Origin of the sequence: Acinetobacter sp. NIPH 817, assembly GCF_000368405.1 — a bacterium.
Classification (GTDB): Bacteria; Pseudomonadota; Gammaproteobacteria; order Pseudomonadales; family Moraxellaceae; genus Acinetobacter.
This window is the reverse complement of record NZ_KB849420.1, coordinates 2,289,516-2,310,121: the sequence shown is the minus strand read 5'-3', so window position 1 is coordinate 2,310,121 and position 20,606 is coordinate 2,289,516. Positions and strand designations below refer to the sequence as shown.

The 20,606-nt window shown below is 38.8% G+C and carries 17 protein-coding genes; 9 read left to right on the top strand and 8 right to left on the bottom strand.

Translation table 11 applies throughout. The features are described from left to right. Positions 1-43 precede the first annotated feature (43 nt). The 5 genes from F968_RS14530 to F968_RS14510 form a co-directional block, all read right to left on the bottom strand. Entirely contained in the window at positions 44-1,072 is a 1,029-nt protein-coding gene (locus tag F968_RS14530) for a hypothetical protein (protein WP_004794171.1), read from the bottom strand. After that, positions 1,065-2,690 (bottom strand): NAD+ synthase, encoded by a 1,626-nt coding sequence (locus tag F968_RS14525; RefSeq protein WP_004794169.1) that lies wholly within the window; start codon positions 2,688-2,690, stop codon positions 1,065-1,067. The genes F968_RS14530 and F968_RS14525 overlap by 8 nt, the downstream gene beginning before the upstream one ends. A 385-nt stretch (positions 2,691-3,075) precedes the next feature. Beyond that, entirely contained in the window at positions 3,076-3,636 is a 561-nt protein-coding gene (locus F968_RS14520) for a hypothetical protein (protein ID WP_004794167.1), read from the bottom strand. Positions 3,637-3,753: 117 nt separating this feature from the next. Next, positions 3,754-4,206 carry a CopD family protein gene (locus F968_RS14515; RefSeq protein WP_004794166.1) on the bottom strand — a complete coding sequence of 151 codons (453 nt, stop codon included), beginning with the start codon at positions 4,204-4,206 and terminating at the stop codon, positions 3,754-3,756. Between the two features lie 18 nt (positions 4,207-4,224). After that, the gene (locus F968_RS14510) at positions 4,225-5,454 is read right to left on the bottom strand and encodes a beta-ketoacyl synthase N-terminal-like domain-containing protein (RefSeq protein ID WP_004641618.1); all 1,230 of its coding nucleotides are present in this window, start codon (positions 5,452-5,454) and stop codon (positions 4,225-4,227) included. A gap of 300 nt (positions 5,455-5,754) precedes the next feature. Between F968_RS14510 and F968_RS14505 the strand changes: the two genes are divergently transcribed. The 8 genes from F968_RS14505 (at position 5,755) to rimI (ending at position 14,651) form a co-directional block, all read left to right on the top strand. Then, a complete protein-coding gene (locus F968_RS14505; RefSeq protein WP_004794164.1) occupies positions 5,755-7,074 on the top strand; it encodes an EcsC family protein in 1,320 nt (439 codons plus the stop codon). 200 nt (positions 7,075-7,274) lie between these two features. Then, on the top strand, positions 7,275-7,649 hold the full coding sequence (rpsL, locus tag F968_RS14500) for a 30S ribosomal protein S12 (RefSeq protein ID WP_002050319.1): 375 nt from the start codon (positions 7,275-7,277) through the stop codon (positions 7,647-7,649). A 160-nt stretch (positions 7,650-7,809) separates the two neighbouring features. Next, positions 7,810-8,280, top strand: coding sequence for a 30S ribosomal protein S7 (gene rpsG, locus F968_RS14495; RefSeq protein ID WP_004638185.1), 471 nt, complete (start codon positions 7,810-7,812; stop codon positions 8,278-8,280). A 177-nt stretch (positions 8,281-8,457) separates the two neighbouring features. After that, positions 8,458-10,596 carry an elongation factor G gene (fusA, locus tag F968_RS14490; RefSeq protein WP_004794161.1) on the top strand — a complete coding sequence of 713 codons (2,139 nt, stop codon included), beginning with the start codon at positions 8,458-8,460 and terminating at the stop codon, positions 10,594-10,596. 94 nt (positions 10,597-10,690) lie between these two features. Then, complete coding sequence (tuf, locus tag F968_RS14485; protein ID WP_004794160.1) at positions 10,691-11,881, top strand: elongation factor Tu; 1,191 nt, start codon at positions 10,691-10,693, stop codon at positions 11,879-11,881. A gap of 204 nt (positions 11,882-12,085) precedes the next feature. Next, on the top strand, positions 12,086-12,967 hold the full coding sequence (locus tag F968_RS14480) for a metal-dependent hydrolase (RefSeq protein ID WP_004794158.1): 882 nt from the start codon (positions 12,086-12,088) through the stop codon (positions 12,965-12,967). A gap of 239 nt (positions 12,968-13,206) precedes the next feature. After that, positions 13,207-14,082, top strand: coding sequence for a metal-dependent hydrolase (locus tag F968_RS14475; protein ID WP_004794157.1), 876 nt, complete (start codon positions 13,207-13,209; stop codon positions 14,080-14,082). 107 nt (positions 14,083-14,189) lie between these two features. Then, a complete protein-coding gene (gene rimI, locus F968_RS14470) occupies positions 14,190-14,651 on the top strand; it encodes a ribosomal protein S18-alanine N-acetyltransferase (protein ID WP_004794154.1) in 462 nt (153 codons plus the stop codon). Here rimI and F968_RS14465 read toward each other — a convergent pair. From F968_RS14465 to trxB, 3 genes are all read right to left on the bottom strand, one after another. Further along, the gene (locus F968_RS14465) at positions 14,637-15,452 is read right to left on the bottom strand and encodes an arginyltransferase (RefSeq protein WP_004703325.1); all 816 of its coding nucleotides are present in this window, start codon (positions 15,450-15,452) and stop codon (positions 14,637-14,639) included. The genes rimI and F968_RS14465 overlap by 15 nt on opposite strands. An 18-nt stretch (positions 15,453-15,470) precedes the next feature. Continuing rightward, positions 15,471-16,202 carry a leucyl/phenylalanyl-tRNA--protein transferase gene (aat, locus tag F968_RS14460; protein WP_004794152.1) on the bottom strand — a complete coding sequence of 244 codons (732 nt, stop codon included), beginning with the start codon at positions 16,200-16,202 and terminating at the stop codon, positions 15,471-15,473. Between the two features lie 123 nt (positions 16,203-16,325). Continuing rightward, positions 16,326-17,273 carry a thioredoxin-disulfide reductase gene (trxB, locus tag F968_RS14455; protein ID WP_004794149.1) on the bottom strand — a complete coding sequence of 316 codons (948 nt, stop codon included), beginning with the start codon at positions 17,271-17,273 and terminating at the stop codon, positions 16,326-16,328. A gap of 269 nt (positions 17,274-17,542) precedes the next feature. On the opposite strand from trxB, the gene F968_RS14450 reads away from it, so the two are divergent. Beyond that, positions 17,543-20,584, top strand: a complete 3,042-nt coding sequence (locus F968_RS14450) for a DNA translocase FtsK (protein WP_004794147.1) — start codon at positions 17,543-17,545, stop codon at positions 20,582-20,584. Positions 20,585-20,606 lie beyond the last annotated feature (22 nt).

Sequence of the window (20,606 nt, the reverse complement as noted above, 5' to 3'; positions counted from 1 at the left end):
TTTTAAAAACCATGCTCATGCATGGTTTCTTTTTATCTGCTTTTTACATATTAAAATGTTTTTCAATCGTATCGAGTGTTTTTGAGCTTTGATAAAAAGGAGCTAAAAGCGTTTGTAATAACGGTTCTAAAATACCGTGTTCATTAAAGGCATTCATAACCTTCGGATAAAAACGTAAAGCTTCAGTTTGTAAGTCGCTTTCGGTTAAACCAATCTCACTTAATACTTCAAATAAACTCTGGTCTTTATAAAAGTCATAAAAAACTTCGACACCATACAAAATCAGATCTTGCATGAATTGCGATTGGCGTAATTCTTTCCAGTATTCGTAAATTAAAACAAAAAACTCTTCAACATCGAGAGGAGTAAGTTGCTTCATAAACTCATACATTTTTTTATATCTAATATCTTCCCACACATGGCGTACTAGGCTTTCTAAATCTTCACTCGATAAAAGACTTAATTCTGTGAGTTGCTCATGAATAAAGCTGGCAATCCAAGTTTCAAGTTTATGCTCAAGACGTTGTTGCTGTAGAAAGGAGAATTTTTTGAGTTTGTGTTGCCATTCAAAGTGATAGTCATCAACTCTAGATGCGCTTAGAAATTTTGGTAATTTTTGTTCTAATGTTGAAGTTGCAATATATTGGCAAAGTTGTTGTACAGAAGGACTGCTTCTTAAAAACTGATTGAGATAAAGAGGAATATGTTCCATTTCTAAAAATTTGGAGAGCCACATTTCAAATTGGTGGTCAGATACCAAATCTTGTAGCTGAATTGGAGACTTCATGGCAGATAGATAAATACGCTGCGCAATTTCCCCAATAAACTCAAGTAAGCCAGCACCTAGCTGCATTTCAAAAGCATAACGTTTCACAACGGCTTGTAGTTGCTCTAAATCAACAACTTCATGAAGTTTTATTTCGTCAGCATGTTGCATAAACAGTTGAATGAACTGCTGGAAATAAATAGGTGAGTTTTCTATAGATAATTGTTTTTTAAAAAATTCCACCTGCTCAAGCAAAAGTGCTTGAGCAAGTGCTGTAGTTTTTGATGAGTTTTCCTGCTCAGTCATTCGCTGTCCAACCGTTGACAATCGGATAACGTCGTTCACGACTAAATGCACGAGAAGTAATTCTCGGCCCAATCGCGCCTTGACGACGTTTGTATTCATTACGATCAACTAAACGGATAACTTTTTCAACTACTTCTTTATCAAAACCTTTGGCAATAATATCTGCCTGACTTAAATCTTCTTCAATGTATGCGTAAAGAATGGCATCCAATACATCATATGCTGGTAAAGAGTCTTGGTCTTTTTGGTCTGGGCGAAGTTCTGCTGAAGGTGGACGAGTAATAACACGTTCAGGAATAACAGGAGTTTCACTTAAGCTATTACGGTATTTTGCTAATTCAAACACGATAGTTTTATAAACATCTTTTAGAACTGCAAAGCCACCAACCATATCACCGTAAAGTGTACAGTAGCCAACTGAAAGCTCAGACTTGTTGCCAGTAGCGAGTACTAAATTACCAAATTTATTTGATAAGCCCATGAGTAATGTGCCGCGTGCGCGCGCTTGCAAATTCTCTTCGGTTGCATCTGCTGGTGAGTTGCCAAAGAAAGGATACAAGGTTTGCATAAAGCTATTTACAACTGAATGTATTTCAGCAATACCGAAAGTTACACCCATACGACGAGCTTGTTCTGCCGCATCTTCTACACTAATTTGAGAAGTATAAGTATAAGGCATCATTACGGCTTGTACTTTTTCTGCACCAATTGCATCAACAGCAATAGCAAGTGTAAGGGCAGAATCAATACCGCCAGATAAACCTAAAATTACACCGGGGAAACCTGAACGCTCTACATAGTCACGTGTTGCCAGAACTAAACCTTGATAGATCTCTGCAAATGTTTCTAAAGCAGGAGCTGATTCTGTGACTTTAAATACTTTATTTTTTGGCTCAAATTCAGCGATGTAGAGGTCTTCTTTAAAGCTTGGTGCTTGTAAAGCAATTCCACCATCTTTATTGCTGACAAAACTTGTGCCATCAAAAATTAAATCATCTTGTCCGCCCACCTGGTTAACGTACACAATGTTGAGGTGAAGTTGTTTTGCAAGTTCACTCAAGGTTTGTGTACGGTGCTGAGGTTTACCGACTTCATATGGTGATGAGTTGAGTACAAGAACAGTATCAACATTTAATTGGCTTAACTGTTTTACAGTATTAATTGACCAGATATCTTCGCAAATCAATACGCCAAACTTATGTCCAAGATATTCAAACACCAAATGCTGATGTCCTTTTTGGAAATAACGTTTTTCATCAAAGACGCCATAGTTTGGTAAATTGTGTTTGTTAAAAACACCCAGAACTTGACCGTCTTTCATGACAGCAGCAGAATTATAACGTTGACCATCTTCTGTCTGGTTCACAAATCCGAAAACCATGACAATATCTTTAACTTCGGCAAGTTGAGCAAAAGCCTTTTGCATACGTTTATTTAAATTTGGACGTAGCAATAAGTCTTCAGCTGGATAACCAATAACAGAAAGCTCGGGAAAAATAATCAGGTCAGCGTTTTGTTTTTTCGCCTGATTTACTTGCTCAATCATCTTTTTGGTGTTTGAGTCAATATTGCCAATATGCGGAGAAAACTGAGCAAGGGCAACTTTAAAACTTTTCATTCAAACCTAATCCTAGATCATAACGAATATAGATACACATAGTGTTGATTTTTATGGATATAATTTTTCAACGATGTGTATGATACGATATTAAACAATTAAAATAGTAAACAAAAATGTCAAGATCAATAATATATACCAATCACATATTTTCTGCGTAAAAATAACGAGATTTTCTGTATAGAATAGAAACAGGCTTCATTATTTTTATTGTCTGTATACTGCCTTATCACAAGCTAATTTGGAATAAGTCTTCTATATTTTTTTCAATAATTTGAAATGAATAAGTACGATTTCAGCGTCTAGATAGGTATTTCTGATTTATAAGAATTCTCATTTACATTAAGCAAGAAATGTTACGTTCAAAGCTAGATTGATTATTTAGTTACAAATCAAGTTGAGGTGAACAGATGATATTGGGGATTTTTCCGGAGCAAATGTCACGGGCAATTTCACCTTGTTGTTCAATGTTATAAGAGCTAAAAGCCTTGTGGGGAGAGTAGGTATATTTATAGGGGTTGTAACTTTTAAAGCTCAGATAATAGGCTGATTGCAGCAAGGCGCCTTTAAGTAGTACATGAATACCTTTTTGATACTGCATGACATGAGTGAGTTCGTGAATAAAAATACCCTGCATAAATCTAGATTCTAGAGCATAATTTTCACTGTAATCGGAAAGATTGACATAAATATTTCCGTTTGGAGCCATAAAAATACCGTAAGACTGCCAAGGAAGGTAGCGAGTAGCAATAATTTTAGGTTGCTCACAATTGAGCATGTCGCCAAAGACCATTTGTGCTAATACTTTTTCTTGAGCAGTCAAATGCCTAATTGGGTAGTTTTTTAAGTGACGGAAAATAAAAAGTGTAAGAAGAATAAATTGTTTGCGAATTAAGCGTTTAAAGGCATTAAAAAGTAGCATAGCTTTGCCATTAAATGAGTTCATCTATTTCTTTAGCATACTATAGGTTAGATATCGCGAAATAAAGAGGGGTGGTTATTCATTAGTTTTCTTATTGCTGTGAATAAAAGAGTTCTTGGATAAGAAAAGCAAAAACCCCAGTTAAAACTGAGGCTTTACGACAACTAAAATCACAACAGCAAATAAAATTAAGGTCGGCATTTCATTAAAGAAGCGCCAGAACTTATGTGATTTATAGTGAGCATTTCCGATAAGTTTTTTACGGTAGTAGCCACATACCAAATGGTAGATGACTAACAAAGCGACTAATCCAACTTTAAGGTAAAACCATGTTGCCTGATGGTAATGTCGAGTTGCATCGCCCCAATCCACAAGAAAATGAGCAGTAATTAATGTGGCAATCAGAGAAGGCCACATAATTCCACGATACAACTTACGTTCCATTACTTCAAAGCGTTGATGACTAACAGCATCTTCACTCATAGCATGATAAACATATAGACGTGGTAAGTAGAACAAAGCAGCGAACCAACAAACCACGGCAATAATATGTAATGCTTTTACCCACAAAAAAGCATCAGAAGGTGCATCCATCGATAATCCTAGGTGGGATTATGCATCCCACTTCTTGAAAATAAGGCAAGCGTTAACGCCGCCAAAGCCAAAACTGTTACTCATTACAGTATTCAATTTTGCATCACGTTTTTCAAGTACGATATCAAACGGTTTTGCGCCTTCATCAAGTTCAGTTACATTGATGTTTGGTGCAATAAAGTCGTTTTGCATCATTAGAACAGAGTAAATAGCTTCTTGTACACCAGCTGCACCTAAGCTATGACCTGTCATAGATTTAGTTGAGCTAAGAGGAGGTACATTGCCTTCGCCAAATGCACGTTCCATTGCTTTAAGTTCTGTAATGTCACCAGCTGGAGTAGATGTACCATGTGTATTTACATAGTCAATTTTATCTACGCCATGTTGCTTAGCTTCTTCAAGCGCCATTAATACACAACGTGTAGCACCTTCACCGCTTGGAGCAACCATGTCTGCACCATCGCTGTTTGCAGCATAGCCAACGACTTCAGCTAAAATGTTGGCACCACGTGCTTGAGCGTGTTCAAGTGATTCAAGTACTACGAAACCACCACCGCCAGCAATAACAAAACCATCACGGTCTGCTGAATATGGACGAGATGCTGTTTCTGGAGTTTCATTATATTTTGAGCAAAGTGCACCCATTGCATCAAACAATAAACTTTGAGACCAATGATCTTCTTCACCACCACCAGCAAGCATAAGATCTTGTTTGCCGAGTTGAATAAGGTTGTACGCATAACCAATTGCGTCAGCAGAAGTTGCGCAAGCACTTGTAATTGTATGAGCAATACCTTGCAGTTTGAATGCAACACCTACGTTTGCAGTAATAGTGTTTGACATGTTGCGTGGTACGAAGAAAGGTCCTACTTTACGTGCACCTTTAGTTTCTAAAAGCTCTGTCATTTCAACAACAGATGCAGTTGAACCACCACCTGAACCGCCTGCGATACCGTAACGTGGATTACCACCGATTTGTTCAGCAGTAAGACCTGCATGTTCAACAGCAGCTACAGCAGCATTGTAAGCGTACATTGCACATACGCCCATAAAGCGTTTTAACTTACGGTCAATATGATCAAAATCTTGTTCTGCAGCAGCGCTCACATGACTTTTAAAATTGAGTTCAGCATAAGTTGGGTTAAAACGTGTCCCGGAGATTCCATTTTGAAGTGAATGAGTAACTGCTTCTAAAGAGTTACCGATACATGAGTTAATACCCATACCAGTGATTACAACACGTTTCATCTACAGGTCCCTTTATGGTGATATTAAGAGTCTATGGTGATCAACAGCTACGAAAACGAATAGGAGAATATAGCTGTAAGAAAACAAGACTCATGTTTTTTCGTTGTTAACATGATAGCAGAAAGGATTTTTATTTCTTATGGCAAATCTTTATGACAATTTTACATTTAAAAAAAATAACCAAATACATAGTATGTTGCATTTAGGGTTAACTAAAATACACACATTCAAGTTGAGATAAATCCACATTCCACCTAGTATTTATGTCTAATTAGATAAATTAAAAAATCGAGGTACTTGATGACAAAATTTAATAATAATCAATCTGACAATTTGTTTTCTCAGGTCTTCGGAGTGGCTAAAAAGCTCAGTTCTACAGGATTGAGTATCTTGCAACAGAACCAATCAGGTGACGTTAGTAAGGTAATTGAACCAATTCCAACTGATAAAACGGTTGAAGGAAAATCGAGAACAAAAAGCCCATTTGAAGTTGAGCAATATGAAAGTCCTCAACAAATGCTACGTGAACAATTGCCGAAAGTAACTCGTCAGGTCTTTGGGCGACATTTCACAAAAGTAAATGGTGTAGCTACATTTCTTTCCCCAGATTGGGACGAAAAAATCTCAGGTTATTTATTTGATTGGCTGAATGACTTTAGTTCAAAAAGCACCTTAACTGAAAAAATCTTAGAAGAAGCGGGCGCTAAAGATTTATTTGAGCTCACTAAAGATACGGGCCGTTCTCAACGTTTAAGTCAGGCACTTATCGAACAAAATAAATTAATTGCAACTGTACAAGGTGCAATTACAGGCGTGTCGGGTGTGGTTGGTGCTGCTGTAGATATTCCTGTTTCACTCGTGCTGGTTTTAAGAACGATTTATCAGACTGGTAGATCACATGGTTTTGATCTTCTAGAAGTTACAGACCAAGACGTTGTTGAGTTTATCTTTAAAGAAGTTGATATTAGTTTGATTGCTGAAAAGCAAACTTTATTGATCGCTTTAAAAACATTACGAAATATGTTGGAAACGCAAGATATTCATCAATTTCAGCAAGTGTTAGGTTCAACTACCGATTTTGATACTTTAAAGAACTGGCTAGTCGATGAAGAGGGAGAGTTTAAATGGGGTTGGTTAAATCGTATTCCTAAACTTTCAGCCTTTGGCAAAGTTACACCAGTTGCTGGTGCTGTTTTAAGTGCCGTATATAGTTGGAAACTACAAGAAGATGTTGGTCATAAAGCACAAGCCATTTTTGGTGCTGCAAGACATTATTTAAATGAACATCCAAGTGAGCATTTATCTCCACTACAAGCCTATTATGCTGCAGTAACGCTTATCCAAAAGGCGAGTCCACGTCTTTTAAATGTGGGTGAAGATGGCAATATTCATGCAGCACATCATCATAAAGTAGAAAACCATGATGTCATTTCAAAAGTATCTATTGTTTTAAAGCCTACAGAAAGTAAAAAGAGTGAAGAAAAAATTCAGGAAAATGTTCACCAAGGTATCGAGCAACTTGCTGATAAACATGTTGAGGAACATGAGCATACTGAGCAAAAACCGGCTTTAACTCCTGAGGAAGATGAAGAGGAGTTGAATGATAAAAAATACTCTTAACAATACGCTTACAAATAAGAGGTTTAAAAATAAAATTTGAACTCTATTTAGATTTGTAAGTTATCCTGTCAAAGATTGATATGGTCAACATTTGGTACGTATTGCCGTGTTGACCATTTTTGCATCTTAGCTTACAATTATGTGCCCTTAAAAAGAGGTATTTTCTTTTTAAGGTTTTTTAATAACGGGAGAATTGCCATATGGCAACAACGAATCAGTTGATCCGTAAGGGTCGTACGACTTTGGTTGAAAAATCCAAAGTTCCTGCGTTGAAGGCTTGTCCACAACGTCGTGGTGTTTGTACACGTGTTTATACAACTACACCTAAAAAACCTAACTCAGCTATGCGTAAGGTTTGCCGTGTTCGCTTAACTTCAGGTTTTGAAGTATCTAGCTACATCGGTGGTGAAGGTCATAACCTACAAGAGCACAGTGTTGTTCTTATCCGTGGTGGTCGTGTTAAAGACTTACCAGGTGTACGTTACCATACCGTTCGTGGTTCATTAGACTGTGCTGGTGTTAAAGATCGTAATCAATCACGTTCTAAATACGGTACTAAGCGTCCTAAGAAGTAATTCTAGGAAACTAGTCCAATAAGCCCTTTAGCGTTTCGCTTGTTTGAATTCTTCATAGATTTGTAATTCAAGCGACGTATAGTAAGGCCAGCGTCGTGTACATGACACTTGTACAAACTGCTGGATTATCCTGAAGTGTCATATTATTAGGTGTATTAAAATGCCAAGACGTCGCGTAGTCGCTGCTCGTGAGATCCTTCCAGATCCAAAATTTAGCAGCCAAACAATCGCTAAATTCATGAACCACGTAATGCAAGATGGTAAAAAATCTGTTGCTGAAGGTATCGTTTACGGTGCTTTAGAACGTGTTCAAGAAAAAAACAAAGTAGACCCAGTTGAATTTTTCGAGACTACTCTTGAAAAAGTTCGTCCTATGGTTGAAGTAAAAGCACGCCGTGTTGGTGGTGCTACTTATCAAGTACCTATGGAAGTACGCCCATCCCGTCGTACTGCCTTAGCAATGCGTTGGTTAGTAGATGCTGCTGCTAAGCGTTCTGAAAAAACGATGGCTTTACGTCTTGCTGGTGAGTTGCTTGATGCAGCTGAAGGTAAAGGTGCAGCGATCAAAAAACGTGAAGACGTGCATCGTATGGCTGAAGCCAACAAAGCCTTCTCTCACTACCGTTTCTAAGCGGATAAAACAGTCCCTAATCAGGAGAATATTCATGCGTACCGCAGCTCGATTCAACATTGCTCTTTATCAAAGTGGGAGCTTTGCGGGTATTTAAGTTGCCTGCTTGGATATTTGTGCGCATCAATTTAATTGATGCGTCCTGTTTTAAATATAACATTTAGGAATGTAGACATCATGGCTCGCCAAACCCCAATTAGTAATTACCGTAACATCGGTATTTCTGCGCACATCGACGCAGGTAAAACAACTACAACAGAACGTATTTTGTTCTACACAGGTGTATCTCACAAAATTGGTGAAGTACACGATGGTGCAGCAACAATGGACTGGATGGAACAAGAGCAAGAGCGCGGTATTACAATTACCTCTGCTGCTACAACTTGTTTCTGGTCTGGTATGGGTAACCAATTCGAACAACACCGTATCAACGTAATTGACACCCCGGGACACGTAGACTTCACAATCGAAGTTGAACGTTCTATGCGTGTTCTTGACGGTGCGTGCATGGTTTACTGTGCAGTTGGTGGCGTACAACCTCAGTCTGAAACTGTATGGCGTCAAGCAAACAAATATAAAGTGCCTCGTTTAGCATTCGTGAACAAGATGGACCGTACTGGTGCAAACTTCTTCCGTGCTGTTGAGCAAGTTAAAACTCGTTTAGGTGGTAATCCTGTACCTATCGTTGTGCCAATCGGTGCAGAAGATACGTTTGCAGGTGTTGTTGACCTTATCGAAATGAAAGCGATTATCTGGGATGAAGCATCTCAAGGTATGAAGTTTGAATATGCTGACATCCCAGCTGACCTTGTTGATACGTCTAACGAATGGCGTACCAAAATGGTTGAAGCTGCGGCTGAAGCTTCTGAAGAATTAATGGACAAGTACCTTGAAGAAGGTGATCTTTCTAAAGAAGAGATCATTGCAGGTTTACGTGCTCGTACATTAGCTTCTGAAATTCAAGTAATGCTTTGTGGTTCAGCGTTCAAAAACAAAGGTGTTCAACGTATGTTGGATGCTGTAATTGAATTCTTACCATCACCTACAGAAGTTAAAGCGATCGAAGGTATCCTTGACGACAAAGACGAAACTAAAGCGTCTCGTGAAGCATCTGACGAAGCTCCGTTCTCTGCGCTTGCGTTCAAAATCATGAACGACAAATTCGTAGGTAACTTAACATTCGTACGTGTTTACTCTGGTGTTCTTAAACAAGGTGATCCGGTTTATAACCCAGTTAAATCTAAGCGTGAACGTATCGGTCGTATCGTGCAAATGCATGCGAACGAGCGTCAAGATCTTGATGAAATCCGTGCAGGTGATATCGCAGCGTGTGTAGGTCTTAAAGACGTTACTACTGGTGATACATTATGTGATGAGAAAAACATCATTACACTTGAGCGTATGGAATTCCCAGAGCCAGTAATTTCATTGGCTGTTGAACCAAAAACTAAAGCTGACCAAGAAAAAATGTCAATTGCTTTAGGTCGTTTGGCTAAAGAAGATCCATCGTTCCGCGTTCGTACAGACGAAGAATCTGGTCAAACAATTATTGCTGGTATGGGTGAGCTTCACCTTGACATCATCGTTGACCGTATGAAGCGTGAATTCGGTGTTGAGGCGAATATTGGTAAACCAATGGTTGCTTACCGTGAAACGATCAAAAAGTCTGTTGAACAAGAAGGTAAATTTGTTCGTCAAACAGGTGGTAAAGGTAAATTCGGTCATGTATATGTTCGTTTAGAGCCTATGGATGTTGAAGAAGCTGGTAAAGAATACCAATTCGCTGAAGAAGTTGTCGGCGGTACAGTACCTAAAGAATTCTTTGGTGCTGTTGACAAAGGTATTCAAGAACGTATGAAGAATGGTGTATTAGCTGGTTACCCTGTTGTGGGTATCAAAGCGACATTATTCGATGGTTCTTACCATGATGTCGACTCTGATGAATTGTCGTTCAAAATGGCTGGTTCATACGCTTTCCGTGACGGTTTCATGAAAGCTGATCCTATCCTTCTTGAACCAATCATGAAAGTTGAAGTAGAAACTCCAGAAGACTACATGGGCGATATCATGGGTGACTTAAACCGTCGTCGTGGTATGGTTCAAGGTATGGATGATCTTCCTGGTGGAACTAAAGCAATTAAAGCAGAAGTTCCATTGGCTGAGATGTTTGGTTACGCGACTCAAATGCGTTCTATGTCTCAAGGTCGTGCGACTTATTCTATGGAATTCGCTAAATACGCTGAAACTCCACGTAACGTGGCTGAAGGCATCATCGCTAAGTTCCAGACTGGCGGTAAAAAAGGTGACGACGAGTAATCTTTCGATTACTATAAGCCCAAACTAATTCTTAGTTAAAAACCAAGCGCTCGTGCAGTGACCCTGCATGAGCAGTTTATAAAGGAAGATCATCATGGCTAAAGCCAAGTTTGAACGTAATAAGCCACACGTAAACGTGGGCACAATTGGTCACGTTGACCATGGTAAAACAACTTTAACTGCTGCGATTGCAACTATTTGTGCAAAAACTTATGGCGGTGAAGCGAAAGATTACTCACAAATCGACTCAGCACCTGAAGAAAAAGCACGTGGTATTACAATTAATACTTCACACGTAGAATACGATTCTCCAATCCGTCACTACGCTCACGTAGACTGCCCGGGCCACGCCGATTATGTTAAAAACATGATTACTGGTGCTGCTCAGATGGACGGCGCGATCCTTGTATGTGCTGCGACTGATGGTCCAATGCCACAAACTCGTGAACACATCCTTCTTTCTCGTCAGGTTGGTGTACCTTACATCATCGTATTCTTGAACAAGTGTGACCTTGTTGATGACGAAGAATTACTTGAATTAGTAGAAATGGAAGTTCGTGAACTTCTTTCTACTTATGACTTCCCAGGTGATGACACTCCTGTTATCCGTGGTTCAGCTCTTGCTGCTCTTAACGGTGATGCTGGTCAATATGGTGAGTCTTCAGTTCTTGCTCTTGTTGAAGCGCTTGATTCTTACATTCCAGAACCAGAACGTGCTATCGATAAAGCATTCTTAATGCCAATCGAAGACGTATTCTCAATTTCTGGTCGTGGTACTGTAGTAACAGGCCGTGTAGAAGCTGGTATCGTTAAAGTTGGTGAAGAAGTAGAGATCGTTGGTATTAAAGATACAGTTAAAACAACTGTAACTGGCGTAGAAATGTTCCGTAAACTTCTTGACGAAGGTCGTGCAGGCGAGAACTGTGGTGTTCTTTTACGTGGTACTAAGCGTGAAGACGTACAACGTGGTCAAGTACTTGCTAAACCAGGTACAATCAAGCCGCACACTAAATTCGATGCAGAAGTATACGTACTTTCTAAAGAAGAAGGTGGTCGTCATACTCCATTCCTTAACGGTTACCGTCCACAGTTCTACTTCCGTACAACTGACGTAACTGGCGCAATCCAATTACAAGACGGCGTTGAAATGGTTATGCCAGGTGACAACGTTGAAATGTCAGTAGAATTAATCCACCCAATCGCAATGGACCCAGGTCTACGTTTTGCGATCCGTGAAGGTGGTCGTACTGTAGGTGCTGGTGTTGTTGCGAAAGTAACTGCATAATCACTTTCAGTGAAAAAAAGCGCTCTTTTTAGAGCGCTTTTTTTATATTTAATTGTCTAACAATCACTATAAAAGCTGGCCTTAACTGATATTTCAATGTCCTTATTTACCCTTAATCCTTTTTATGAAATTTGTATGATAAGAATCAAGAAAACGAACAATAAAGTTTGAGTAATTTGGATTACTTAATAAGGAGCTTTGGGTATGAATGCTAAAGTGAATATTACGAATCGTGCAGGGGCGAGCTTTCCTGTACGTCGTATGAACTTTGACTTTAATGATGTACCAGAATATTGGATGAATGGTTCTGCTGGACTCACACACTTTATGACAGCATTGTCGGCCTTGTTTCCGGCAGGTGAAAAATTCTTCATAGATAGTGTACGTGCTGTACGTTATCACCCATCAATTAAAGATGATGAAGCATTGCAAAAAGAGATTAGTGCCTTCATTGGGCAAGAAGCAATGCATACTCAAGAGCATGTAAATTTTAATGCTTCTGCTCAAAAGTTTGGTCACGATGTAGAAACACTAGAGAAGTTTACCGACACGGCGATTCAAACAGCAATTAAAACTTTTGTAAAAATTGTTAAACCTTTCGGTATGACCAAAGAAATGGTTGATCTGACAGCTACAACAGCACTTGAACATTTTACGGCTACTATAGCTTCACAGTTATTAGTTAATAAACACATTCAAGAGTTGATGACAGATGAGACAATGTCAACCATGTGGTATTGGCATGCTATAGAAGAAAATGAGCATAAAGCTGTAGCTTTTGACGTATACGAAGGTGTATTTGGTAAAGGTGTAAAAGCTTATGCCTTACGAACCAGCTCTTTAGTGTTTGCTATGACTTTAATCTTTTTGATTCAATCATCTTTTGTACTTCGTTTATTAAAGCAAGACAATAAGTTGAATTTAACTGAACTATCAGTAATTTATAAATATGGATACAGCCCATCTAAAGGCATTATTAGTGGTATGGCTAAAGAAATGTTAGCTTACTTTAAACCTGGTTTTCATCCAAATGACCTAGATACAGTTGGTCTATTGAAAACATGGAAAGCAAAATTAGGTTTGTAATTTAAATCTATGTTTATTTGAAAGGGCTCATGAGTAGCCCTTTTTCTTTTTAAGTATTATTTGCTAACCATGAGTATAAGTAAGTCTATGCACCTTTATGGGGTTATTAATGACCTCATCTGATATTTCTCTGTCCTCATCTGCACTTAATTGGTACACCGAAAGACGTATGATTATAAATATTAAGAAAATAAATAAAGTTATATGTGAATTAGCTATTCACTTAAAAGGAGTCTGAGATGAATGCTAAGGTAAATATTTCCAATCGTGCTGGTGCTAGTTTCCCTGTGCGTCGTATGGACTTTGAATTTACTCAGGTCCCACGCTATTGGGCGAATTATGATGCTGCATTAACACATTTTATGACAGCATTATCGGCCCTTTTCCCAGAAGGTGAGCAGTTCTTTGTAAATAGTACTCGTGCTGTTCGAAATGATCCAAAGCTTGCTGATCCAGATCTTCAAAAAGAAATTAGCGCTTTTATTGGTCAAGAGGCGATGCATTCGAAAGAGCATTTAGCATTTAATGCTTCAGCGCAAGCTTATGGTTATGATGTTCGCCATATGGAAAAGCAAACAGGAAAAGTCATTAAGATGGGTACGGCTGTTGTAACCAAATTAATGAAACCTTTTGGCTACACTAAAGAAATGATTGATTTAACAGGGACATGTGCGCTAGAACATTTTACCTCTACCATTGCAGCTGAACTTTTACAGAACCCTGAAATTCAGGCGATGTTCCAAGATGACACAATGTATCATTTATGGATGTGGCATGCAGTTGAAGAAAATGAACATAAAGCTGTGGCATTTGATGTGTACACAAGCATGTATGGGCAAGGTCCGAAAGCTTATTTCATGCGTTCAACAGCTTTAATTATTGCAATGGCATTAATTTTTGCAACTCAGACACATTTTACCGCCAAGCTATTAAAAACCGATGGAAAGTTAACTTGGAAAGACACGAAGTACATGCTTAAGTTTATGTATGGTCGTAAAGGTTTTATGACACGTCAAATTCCAGAGTTACTTGATTTCTTAAGACCAAAATTTCATCCAAATGATTCTGATACTACAGCGCTGTTAGCAACTTGGCGTGAAAAACTAGGTCTCTAAAAAGGATAGTAAAAAAGGGCAATTTAATTGTCCTTTTTTTTACTCGTTTTTTCTTGTGAAGTTTTTATAATACGCATTACTTTAGAACTTTGATTGTGCTGAACCCCATGATTCGTATTATGCAAAACACTGATGTTGATATTGTTGTACAAATCGAAAAATCAGTGCAAACACACCCATGGTCAAAACAGCAATTTATTGAATCTTTGAATTCTTATCAATGTACAGTGATTGAGTCACAAAACAGAGTGGTGGGTTTTTGTATTTTACAGCCTGTTTTAGATGAAGCGAATTTATTGCTCATGGCAATTGATCCTAAAATGCAAGGGCAGGGCTTAGGATATGAATTATTAAATGCATCAATTGATCAATTAAAAAATCACCCAGTGCAAATCTTTTTAGAAGTTCGTGAAAGTAATAAAGCTGCTATCGGTTTATACGAAAAAACAGGCTTTCACCAAATTGACTTGCGCCGCAATTATTATCCTACTCAAGAAGGCGGGCGGGAACACGCAGTCATTATGGTAAAAACCTGCACAGATGATTTCGCATCTTTATTTAATGATTAAATTGTTCCATTCAGAAGGTAACGTTGTCATAAGCGACGTACCTAACTGTTGAATTTCTTCTGGTGACAATGATCGGTTTAAACGGCGCCATTGTCCATCGAGTAGAAGTTCTAAAGGTGTATATTGCGATTTATAATTCATTTTGGCTGAGTGCGGTACCCAATAGCCTAAATAAAGGTACTCTAAACCGAGCGATTTCACATATTCAATTTGGTTCAAAATAGAATACACACCAAGTGATCTGCGATGCTCGTCTGGATCAAAGAACGTATAGACCGCAGACAGTCCATCATCCATTAGATCGCAGGTAGACACACTGATTAAACGGTTATCTTTCCAAAGCTCAAGAAAAAAACTATCTGTACAACTATGCACTAAAAATTTTTCAAACTGATCTAAGCTAGGTGGAAACATATCGCCATCTGCATGGCGCTCATTAATATAGCGTTCGTATAAATCATAATGGATTTGTGCTGCCTGTCGCGTAGGCAGAACAGTCATGGTGAGATCTTGATTTCGTTTCCATGCTTTTTTTTGCATGCTGTTCATTTGGAAATCGGCCACTGGAACACGACAAGACAAACATTGTCGACATAAGTGACATTCAGGGCGATAAACAAAGTCACCACTACGGCGAAAGCCTAAACGAGAAAGTTCTGAAAGAGTGACCACATCAATTCGATGGATGGGGTCTAAAAACACCATACGTGCAGATTTATTTTCTAAGTAGCTGCAATCATGAGGTGGAGTAATATAATACTGCAGATCATTTAAAAGGGACTTCGGGTGATATGATTTCATGATTGGTCCCTCCTGTTATCATTCCATTAATTTTGCATCTAATGCTATTGTTTTACTTGAAAATACACGTTCTTGATACTTTTTCCAATTGATAGAGGGGTGAATAATTACATCTTGTAACGATTTTAAGTAGTCTTGACGAGAAAGTGTACAAGCTCCCAGACTAATTAAGTGACTGTTTACGAGTTGGCAGTCTATCCATGGTAGCTGATTTTCTTGTCCAATCAGCATTAATGTATAAAAAGCCATTTTTGAAACATCAGTTTCATTACTAAACATTGATTCGCCGAAGCATCCTTTGCCAATCGTAATGCCGTATAGACCTCCGACAAGTTCTTTTTGATCCCAGACTTCCACACTATATCCATAGCCAGCATTAAACATCTCACAGTAGCCCTGAATAATATCTTCGCTAATCCATGTTTCATCTGCATAACTTCTTGGTAGAGAGCAAGAGCGAATAACTTGTTCAAAGGCATGATTTACCGTAATGGTGTAATCGTACTTTTTCATGTTCCGAATGAGCGATTTACTTGGTTTATAGTTTTGAGGGTAGATCACACAACGAGGCTCAGGACTCCACCAACAAATGGGTTCATCTTCATTAAACCATGGGAAAAGACCATGCGTATAAGCTTCATATAGCGTAGAAGGGGAGAGATCGGCTCCAATACAAATTAAACCATGCCCATCTGGATCGGATTCAATGGGGTCAGGGAAAATGAATTGGGAAAGTGGAAGTGTATTCATAAAAACAAAATAAGATCAGCTTTAAGGTTATGCTATAAAAATTAATATATGTCAGCTAGTCATTATTCTAAAAAAACAGCCGTTATAAAAACGGCTATTTTTTAAATTCTAGAAATCTATGATTTAAAGATTATCTAGATATTTTTCTGCATCTAGAGCAGCCATACAGCCTGACCCAGCAGAAGTAATCGCTTGACGATAAATACTATCCGCGACATCACCTGCAGCAAAAACACCAGCTACAGAAGTCGCTGTTGCATTACCCGAAGTACCACTTTGTACTTGAATATAGCCATCACGTAGGTTTAATTGACCATCAAACATTCCAGTATTTGGTTTGTGGCCAATTGCAACGAATAGACCATGAACCTCTACATCTTGCTTAGAGTCATCTTGAGTTGATTTAAGGCGAACGCTTGTTACACCAGTATTGTCACCCAATACTTCTTCAACTTCATGATTCCAGATAATGCTGATTTTGCCTTCTTTTTCTTTGGCAAATAAATGATCTTGCAGAATCTTTTCAGAACGTAAGCTATCACGGCGGTGTACTAGCGTTACATGTGAAGCAATATTTGATAAATAAAGCGCTTCTTCAACAGCAGTGTTACCACCACCTACAACCATTACTTTTTGGTTTTTGTAAAAGAAACCATCACATGTTGCACATGCGCTTACGCCTTGTCCCATAAAGTTTTGTTCAGACTCTAGGCCAAGATATTGAGCTGTAGCACCAGTTGCAATAATCAAAGCATCACATGTGTACTCTTCCATATCACCTTTTAGAACAAAAGGACGTACGTTTAAATCCACTTCGTTAATATGGTCATAGACGAGTTCTGTACCAAAGCGTTCAGCATGTGCTTGCATACGATCCATTAATGCAGGACCTGTTAAACCTTCAGGATCGCCCGGCCAGTTGTCAACTTCGGTTGTTGTTGTAAGTTGCCCACCTAGTTGTAAACCTGCAATCAAAGTAGGTTTAAGGTTTGCACGCGCTGCATAGACAGCTGCACTATAGCCCGCAGGACCAGAACCGAGAATAATTAACCGAGAATGACGAGCACTCATTGAGGGTATCCTTATTTATTTCGAGAATTTTGAAAATTATACGTGAAATTGCCGATCAATAGCGTTAAATCAATGTGGATAATATTGATCAGGTCAATCGAATTAAGTTATATAACAATATAGAAGTGCCTCATGTTAACAACAACTGTAAAGAATCATGCACCTTTTTTGTAAGAACAGGTGCATAATATAAAGTTCATTCGTTGAAGATCTAGAATGTAGTTCTTCACATCTCTAAACCAATAATTAAATGGGTTACAGGACAGTATATGACTGCGGTGTCGAGTGTTTATGCACAGCGCTTATTGATGACATTATTCTTGGTTTCTTTTGGGATTTATATGTTTCTGGCAACAGTAACATATACACCATTTGATCCGGGCTGGATGCATATTTCCAGTGATACTCAGCAAGTATCCAATGCAAGTGGTATTGCTGGCGCATGGATTGCAGATTTGCTGTTTGGTTTTTTAGGATGGGCAAGTTTGCTTATTCCAATTTTCCTTTTTATTGAAGCAATACAAGTGTGGTGGCCACGTAGTTTTTTAAACCGCCCATTTCGTTATGCTGCACAATTTTTTTTAATTTTGGTTGTGTCTAGCCTGCTTTATTTACATTGGAATGTGCCGGCAGATACTTTAGATAATGCGGCTGGGGGAATTATTGGTTATGAGTTAGGTCAAAGCCTATCTCAATTGCTAACAATTTACGGTGCGACTTTATTCTTACTCGTTTTCGGAGTAGTTTTGTTTACTCTTGCATTTGGGGTGCAATGGAGCAAAACATGGGTTACGCTCAAAGCGACACCAAGCTATTTACAAGATTTATTTTATAAAAACGTATCACCAAACGAATCTGATTATGACTTAACAACTCAGCCTGCTAACAAAGCAGCGGCAGTTAAAGTTGCACAAAACACTGAAGCCAATGCTTCAGGTGAAAAAGAAGTGCCAGTTCAATCTGAAGCTACTCAGTCACAACTTACAGCAACACGACATGATGCGGTTGCTGAAAGATTATTTGCTGATGTATTAGCGAAAGAGCAGAGTCGTCCTGAACCTGTAGCAGTTGAGCCAGTTGCAAATACTCAAAACTTTGAACATACGCTTGAGCAAGCCCATAAGCTTGAAAAAGATAGCCAACGTTTAGTGGCTACGGGTGAAGTATGGCGTGCTTTACAACGTGATGATGCGAGCCATAAGCAAGAAATTGATGCACTTTTAAGAGCAGCTGATGATTCAACAGACCAAGCTCCTGCTCATGATCAATTCCAGCAAACTATTTCACAAGTTCATCAAACTCAACCTACAGTTAAACAAGACCTACATGGTCTTGACTGGAATGATGATGAAATTTTTGATGAGTTGCTTGCTGCGGTTCCAAACAGTAAAACTGCAACAGATGTGCATACACCATTTGTTCAAGATCAACATGTAGAAGTAGAACCAACTTCGCAATCTGTGAATATTGCGAATGAAACATCTTCACCTTTATCAAATTTAAATCAGTCACCTAAAAATTTAGCAAATGAACAAGTTTTTGAAGACTTTGATGATTTATTAATAGATGAAGATATTGCACCTGCTGAACCTGTCAGAGCAAGTAGTTATGCGCAATCTTCAGCATTTGTAAAAGCTCCAATTCAAACCACTATTCAAGCCGATAAACTTTCAAAAGAAGAGTTTATTGAGGCATGGCAGGAAACTGCTGGGAAACCTCAAGAAAATCTTGATATTGATGAAGATGATTTCGATTTAGATGCGCCATTAACAGATGCAGCTGGTCGACCAATGTCTCGTGCAATGCAGGTTGCTAAGAAGCGTTTGGATTTGCCAACTTTGCCAGGTCTGGATCTACTTGATAAGGTTGATCCAAATAAGAAAGTTAACTTCACTGAAGAGCAGCTTTCGCGCTTATCTGAATTACTTGAAATTAAGTTACAAGAATTTAATGTTAAGGCTCAAGTTGTTGAAGCTCAACCAGGACCGGTAGTTACCCGTTTTGAGTTAGATTTGGCACCAGGTGTTAAAGCATCTAAGGTAACCAATATTTCGCGTGACTTAGCCCGTTCAATGTCGATGGCATCTGTTCGTGTGGTGGAAGTCATTCCTGGTAAACCATATATTGGTATTGAAGTACCAAACAGTGCCCGTGAAATGGTGCGTTTGATTGAGCTATTGGAAACGCCAACATATCGCGATCCAAGTGCATTAATCAGTATGGCGATGGGTAAAGATATTTCAGGTAATCCAGTATTAACTGATTTAGCCAAAGCTCCACACATGCTAGTTGCTGGTACAACGGGTTCTGGTAAATCTGTTGCGGTAAACTCGATGATTTTATCGATGTTGCTTAAATATACACCTGACCAGTTGCGATTGATTTTAATCGATCCAAAACAGCTTGAACTTGCCAACTATAATGATATTCCGCATTTATTAACTCCAGTTGTTACTGACATGAAAGATGCAGTAAGCGCATTGAACTGGTGTGTGAATGAAATGGAACGTCGTTATAAGCTGATGTCATTTCTTAAAATTCGTAAATTAAGTGACTACAACCGTAAAGTTGAAGAAGCAATTGCGAATGGGGAAGATCTAATTGACCCAACTTGGAAACCAAGTGATTCGGCGACACAAGAACGTGCACCTCGTTTAACACCATTACCATCTATTGTGATTGTGGCGGATGAGTTTGCCGACATGATTATGCAGGTGGGTAAAAAAGCAGAAGAAATGATTACGCGTTTAGCGCAAAAATCTCGTGCTGCGGGTATTCACCTATTGCTTGCAACTCAACGTCCATCTGTTGATGTGATCACGGGTTTGATTAAAGCCAATATTCCAACGCGTGTCGCATTACGTGTAAACAGTAAAATTGATTCGCGTACTATTTTGGATGCTGGTGGTGCAGAAGATTTGCTCGGTCATGGTGATATGCTGTTTTTGGGGCCTGGTAAAATCGAACCTGAGCGTGTGCATGGTGCATTCATTAGTGATGATGAAGTTAACCGTATCTGTGATGCATGGCGTGAACGTGGTGAGCCGGATTATGTCGACGAAATCTTGACTCCATTTGACGAAGAACCAACTTCACGTGGTTTTGAAGAGGGTGAGGGTGGTTCTGACCGTGATGCACTTTATGATCAATGTGTATCATTTGTTTTAGAAACTCGTAAAGCTTCTACATCGTCACTACAGCGTAAATTTAGCCTTGGTTATAACCGTGCTGCCCGTATCATTGATCAAATGGAAGAGAACGGCATTGTGAGCGCAATGGGGCCTAATGGTAAGCGAGATATTTTAGTTTAAAAACTCACCCCTAAAAAAAGCC